This is a genomic window from Microbispora sp. CSR-4, assembly GCF_008033685.1.
GTDB lineage: Bacteria > Actinomycetota > Actinomycetes > Streptosporangiales > Streptosporangiaceae > Microbispora.
In genome coordinates this window covers 1-6,153 of the sequence record NZ_VJVX01000123.1, presented here as the reverse complement: position 1 = coordinate 6,153, position 6,153 = coordinate 1, and the positions used below count along the sequence as shown (strand labels likewise).

Here is a 6,153-nt window from a genome sequence, read left to right as displayed (position 1 = left end):
GCTGGACCAACATCGCCGCCGCCACCGACCACTACCGCAGCCACCCCACCGATGCACTTCAGCTACTCGGTCTCACAACCTGAGAACGCTTCAGCCCTGGAGTGCCGACCGCCACATCTACTTCCGGGCAGGGGAACCAGCTGTCGATCAGGCGTGTAGTCGGCTGTGCAGCTCTGCCAATGAGGCCGCCTGTACCGCTCACCCCGGCGGTGGTAGCGGTAAACGAGGTGGTCATGCCTGAGCTCCGATCAATCTCTTCAGTTCGGACAAGGGGATTTGGAAGCGCTCGATCCGCCGTGGACCACCGAGCACGGAGGCGGGATCCTGCTGACGGAGGCGGATGACTGCACCAGTTGCGCAAGAGTCGACGACATATAGCCAGTACTCCCGCCCACGTTGCTGGGCTTGGGCCCACTCGTTCTGCTCAAGCCACACCGCGCGTAGAGCCCCTTGCACTCCCTTGACCTCGATCAAGCGCTGCTCACGGGTCGTACGATGCCGGGCGTACAGGTCGTAGCCGAGGCCAGCAGTCTGGCGGTCATCTACATCGAACCCGCGCCTTTCCAACTCTCTGACGACGGTCGCGATCGCAACCTTCTCGGCGTCCGGGTCGTAGCCCAACTGGTCGGCCCGAGCAGCACCAGTGACCAACACCCAGCCGACCAGTCGCACGGCGCTAGCGTTTACCTGCGCTATGTCGCTCAGTACGAACAAGCGCTGAGCTTTGGCTGATGTGAATTGGCCAAGAAGCTGTACGCGTTCTGCGAGAGGTCGATCGGCGATCGACTCCTCGAACCTGTACTGCGTGGCGTCCAATTGAACCCTGGCGGCCTTGATCCACGCCTGTCGTTCACTGATCAAGGCACTGACCTGCGCAGTTAACTCGGCCCTGGCAGCATCCGTGGCGTCGTGCGTGGTGGCAGGCGGTAGAGCGGTAGGTCCCGCTGGAGCGGGGTCGGTCGGGAGAGGCGTACGCAGTGTCATGAGGGACTCCCACGCCACGGGAAGGGCGTGTCCGCCCGAGCAGCGGATAAGCAGCGGGGCCTTACGGACAGTTCGCCCGGCGCCGTCATGGAGCTGAATATCGGCATCAAACAGCGCGAGTACGTAGGAGGTGAGGGAGGCGCTGTCCACAAGAGTGGTACCGCGGACAAGATCTTCCTCTCCCACAGTGAGGGCATGTGCAACGAGCTGCTGGAATGGCTCTTCTGTAGGCCCCAGAACGATGACATCGTCCATCCCGGTAGCACCATCGTTGATGGCCTGTCGAACTGAGGCCCCATCGGCAGCTACATAGGCCTGGCCACCGCCACCCAATGCCTCGGGGAGCGTCTCTCCATCGCCCGCGCGGAGGTGCCGTATGCCCTTCGCAGGACCAGGATCGATCGTCCAAGCGGAGCTGCGTGCGAGTTGCTCAACCATCGCATCGACGATGACGGGGTTAATCGCCTCAAGACGGTCTGCGGCGAATCGCTCCAAGGCATCGGTGACATTCGCCGGGGTACTGAGTGCGCGCTCATCTGCGACAAGAACTCGGGCAGTCTCGATGAGTGCAGAGGTCTCAGGGATGGTGACCTCACGGCCAGCCTGGGCGTCAACCATGGCTTTGCCCCAGTCGAATCCGGCGCCGGCGGCTGTGGCGTCGAGCAGATCGTAAACCTTTCCCTCTAACGCCTCGGCCGCGCTTTCCAGGTTTTGCAGCATAACTTCTTGAACACGGCCCTCGCGTGTATGCGGGGCGACTAGATGGTAGACATGAACCGGGTTACGCTGGCCCACCCTGTGCAGGCGGCCCATCCGCTGCTCAAGACGCACCATCGACCACGGCAGGTCCCAGTCGACCATCACATTCGCCGATTGCAGGTCAATGCCCTCACCGCCGGCGTCAGTAGACACCAGGACCTGAAACTCCCCTGCCAAAAATCGCTCCTGAAGAGCGTCTCGGGCGCGGTGATCAACGGCACCATCAAGAACCTCAGTACTGAATCCGGCGTCCTCAAATCGACTATGGAGCCAGCGTGCAGTATCAGCAAACTCGGTGAACACCAGTAGTTGGCCTTGACAAGGAGTGATCCCATGCTTATCCAGAAGTTTCAGTAGCGCCGTCCATTTTGCCGGAGGGGCGGCCTGCTCGGCATGGCGAAGAGTGCTCAGCACATCATTGACACGAGCGAGTTCCGCACCCTTATCCCGTGTGCGGGACGTCACGAGTGCGTTTTCTGCCCTGGCCCAGGTATCGTCGTCATCTGCGGCCGCACCAAGACCGCCACCAGCCAGTAGGTCTTCAGGTACTACCAGGGTCCCACGCTCATGCGCTGCCCCTTTTAAGGCCGCCCCACGCCGGCTGATCGTCTCGGCTGCAGCTCGCAAACTCGAGGCCACACGCTTGCCGTAGATCGAACGGGCCAGGGTAGCGTTTTCCGCGTAAAAGGTTTCAACGTAATGCATTACTGCGTCATACGCTGCAGCCTCGTGAGGGTTCAACCTGACGGAAATGGTCTCAGAGAACCTGGGCGGGAAAAGCTTTTTGCCGTCGTGATCGACAAGGTCCTCTTTCATTCTCCGGAGGAACGACATCTTGCTGGGCACCAGCGCGGTTTCGTAGCTGGTCTGGCGTGGTTCCCAGGGGTACAGTGTCGGATCCAGCAGGTTCATCAGTCCACGAAAATAGTGCTCCTTACCCCGGTGCGGAGTGGCGGTGAGCAGCAACAGGTGGTGAGTTCGTACGGCTGCCTCCCGAGCGGCAGCAAGAGATTGGCTGGGAGGGGTCAACCGATGCGCCTCATCGAAGATCACCAACGACCAGGAGGTGCGACGGCCAGCGACCTTGCGACGCACATCAGGATTGTGGGTAAACAGATCGACTGAGACGACCCAGGTGTCGTAACGAGGGTCAAGATCAGCTGGGTCGGCAGCGATCTCGTTAGTGATACGCCGGGCCTCCACACCAAACAGGCGACGCAGATCCCGTTCCCACTTTGTGACCAAATGCGCTGGCACGATAATTACGGATCGCCCTTGAATCAAGCCCTGCCTGCGTCCCTCAGTGAGATACATCCCCGCCATGATCGTTTTCCCCGTTCCAGGCTCATCCCCCAAAAGGAATCGCAGACGGGGCTGGCTGAGCATGTGCCCATGGACAGCGTCATCTTGATGGGCATACGGACGCAGAGGGCGAGTAGCCAGGACCGCGGATCTGATCCGGGGCACAGCGTGCTGCATCCAGCGCCCCCACAGCCCCGCAAGGGCCCGAGCAGGGTCACCGCCTCGATCATTAGCAGGCACCAGTCCAGCAACGAGTTGCTGCTCAGAAAGGAGTACTCGGCGAGGGTTGCCCTCAGGGTCGATAACGAGCAGTTCGATTGCCCCATCCCCAGCCCAATCGGCATCCCTTACCGTCACCAGAGCACCATCGACACGTACTTGCCGGCCCTTGGCTGGCAACTCGATCGTCATCTCGTCCCCGTGCTAGTCAATAGCAGCGAAGCCCAGGGCCAGGTGACACACGGCACGGCTATCTGAGCAGGGGGCTGCAATCGTCGAATCTGGCGCACTCCTCTACCTACGGGACCTAGGTGACGGAATGGTGATCCGTCAAGCTGCCTATTGATAACGATCACCCCAAGGATGCCGAAGTACGTGTGACTCATTCGTGTCGTTCCCTGGATGAACTTGCGAACTCCCAGGCCATAGCCCTGTAGAGCCCATCTGCAGTGGGAGTTCAGCGACGGCAACGGCCAAGTAACAGGCGGCGGGGATGCAGGTGTGGGTGGTGGTCACTGCAACCTCAATCCGGCAGTCTGGCTCCGAGGGGAAACTTTCTCCGTTTCATGCTGATCTGGTGGCATTTTGACCGGTTTGGTGTTGACTGTTCCTTATTCGAGCGGTCCCGCTTAGCCTCCGCGAGGTCGGCAGGAATGGGTACACGATGGCCTGCCAGCACGCCGTGCCGACGGCCACAGTTGAGGCAACATGGCGACGCACCATCCCAGCGTCGTGCTCGTTCGGCACCGCATCAATCGGCACATACCTCCAGGCCGCCGCTCGGCACTTACCTCCATAGACCTCCCGTTTCCCGCGCCCGAGAAATAGCCGGGCCAGTATGAGACGGCGAAGTCGGGCCACTGGTTGACCGTGAACAGCGTCTGTACTGCGAGGGTGCTCCAGCCCTGCCCTACGGCACCTGACTCTCCGGAGTCCCGGTGTCTTCTGGTGGTTGACTAAGTCACCAGCCCGCCCAGAGCGGAGCATGTGCGGGATGATCAAGCACCTCGTGGTCGTCGTAGGAGCTTTTACGCTGGTCAGGCCTCCAGAGTGGTACTTGAACCACCGCTCTCCTAAAGCGGGTGCCGCAGGTTCGAATCCTGCCGGGGGCACTCACCAAATCTTCGGCACAGGCGCCTGCCTCCGGCAGGCGCCTGTTTTCGTTTCCGGGAAGTTCTTCTGCCATCGCCGCGACTCCTTTGATCGTCTCGTGGTCCAGAGTGATTCGGATCAACGCCACCCCACGGCCGGCGTCATGGCGGATCTCCAGATGGAAGGCCGTGAACAGCTCGCGCTGAAGCTCTTCGGGCAGCTCAGCGATCTTCGTCTGCAGCATGGGGATCATGTGGAGCAGGCCGGCTTGGTGGTCGCGCGCGGGCGGACTCCCCTCGGCATCGGCAAGCTCCTCCGCCTTGATCCGGCGCTCGCCTTCCAGCTCCGTGAAGCGGGCCCGCAGACGTTGGCAGAACGCGTCGTCCGCGTCGGTGTCCTCGATCTGAGCGATCAGCCTGTCCTGCCTCCGCGTGATCTCGGTGATGCTCTTCTTGAGCGCACGGCACCGGGACTCCCACTCCTCCTCCGCCTGGCGGCTGTTCTCCGGCAGGTCGGCGGCGAGAAGTTCATGCCGCTGTTGGCCGAAGACGCGTCGTTGAAACAGATCATGAACTGCGTCAACAAGCACGTCTTCGCGAACGCGGACAACCTTTGGGTGGCCAGGAAAACGGTCCTCCCGGCCGTGATGGTTGCGGTCGGGCTGGCACACGTAGTAGGCATCCTGGGCCTTGCGGCGCGTCGGTCTGGCCGAACATGCGCCGGTCGCAAAGATCGCAATGGACGAAGGACCTCAGCAGGTACGTTCGGCGCGCCTGCGAGTGCCTGTTGAGCTGAGCACCGGAATGCGACGTGTTGCGCGTCCGGCCGACCTTCTGGGCGCTCTCGTAGATCTCCCGGGTGATCAGAGGCTCATGAGTCGGGTGCTCAGACCAGACCCAGGCGCTGGGAGGGTTGAGCATGCTGCGGTTCGTGCCTCGGCGGCTGGTGGTTGCCTTCCGATTCCACACCATGTAACCGGTGTACTTCGGGTTGAGCAGGATCTCCCGGATCCCGGACCGAGACCAGGAATTACGTCCCCGGAAGTTCGGGTTCAGCGATTCAGGCGGTGGATAGCGCTCATGGTCCGCGTTGAGCCGGTCGGCGATGTCGCCATACCCCAGCCGTTCCATCACCCGCCATACGAAGATCTGCGTGACGGCAGGGCCACGCAGCGCGTCGGGCACCAACCTGGTCTTGCTCTTGCCGTCCGCCGCCTTGGCCGGGACCGGATGTGGGACCTTCTCCGCCTGGTAGCCGTACGGAGGGCGCCCGATGTTCCAGCCCTGTTGTGTGTGGGTGCGGAGGCCGTCCCAGGACGCCTCCATCATCTGGACGGCGTACCACTCGGCGATGCCCTGCTTGACCCGGCGGGTGAGGATGGCCGTGGCGCGTTTGCCGTTGAGCGTGATCGGCTCGTCGGCCGCGAAGAGAGCGACCCCGAGTTGTTCGAGCTCATGCTCGATCTTCGTCCCGTAGAACGTGCGGCGAGAGATCCGGTCGATGGACTCGCAAATGACCGCGTCGAACCGGCGGTTCGGCCGGGCGGCTTCGGCCAGCAGGTCCTGAATCCCGCCATCCCGAGGAATGGGAATCGTGAAGCGCTCGTGGGCGGTGCTGTGGCCGCGGTCTTCCAGGTTCTTGCGGCCCGACTCGATGTCGTAGAAGTGAGCGACGATCAGGGCGCCGGGCGGCAGTGCCGGCCGCGTCCATGATCGTGGTGTATGAGAAGACCACTCGTAATCCGGCGAACTTCTAAGCCGTAATCGCCTCGATATTCACTTTAGCATCATTTGTCTC

Annotated in this window: 2 protein-coding genes, 1 tRNA gene and 1 pseudogene; 2 read left to right on the top strand and 2 right to left on the bottom strand. The window is 62.0% G+C overall.

The window, feature by feature from the left end; translation table 11 throughout:
* Positions 1 to 231: 231 nt before the first annotated feature.
* Complete coding sequence (locus tag FLV34_RS38580) at positions 232 to 3,222, bottom strand: helicase-related protein (protein ID WP_369074166.1); 2,991 nt, start codon at positions 3,220 to 3,222, stop codon at positions 232 to 234.
* 1,083 nt (positions 3,223 to 4,305) lie between these two features.
* Between FLV34_RS38580 and FLV34_RS38575 the strand changes: the two genes are divergently transcribed.
* Both FLV34_RS38575 and FLV34_RS41020 read left to right on the top strand, forming a co-directional pair.
* Positions 4,306 to 4,376 (top strand) — tRNA-Arg (locus FLV34_RS38575).
* 143 nt (positions 4,377 to 4,519) lie between these two features.
* A complete protein-coding gene (locus FLV34_RS41020) occupies positions 4,520 to 5,146 on the top strand; it encodes a hypothetical protein (RefSeq protein WP_187280862.1) in 627 nt (208 codons plus the stop codon).
* A gap of 97 nt (positions 5,147 to 5,243) precedes the next feature.
* Here FLV34_RS41020 and FLV34_RS43565 read toward each other — a convergent pair.
* A pseudogene (locus tag FLV34_RS43565) lies at positions 5,244 to 5,870 on the bottom strand (recombinase family protein); the annotation flags it as partial.
* Between the last annotated feature and the right edge of the window lie 283 nt (positions 5,871 to 6,153).

Coding starts and splice junctions, on each gene's coding strand:
- FLV34_RS38580 (WP_369074166.1), bottom strand. CDS start 3,222: ATGCAGCACGCTGTGCCCCGGATCAGATCCGCGGTCCTGGCTACTCGC.
- FLV34_RS41020 (WP_187280862.1), top strand. CDS start 4,520: ATGGCGGATCTCCAGATGGAAGGCCGTGAACAGCTCGCGCTGAAGCTC.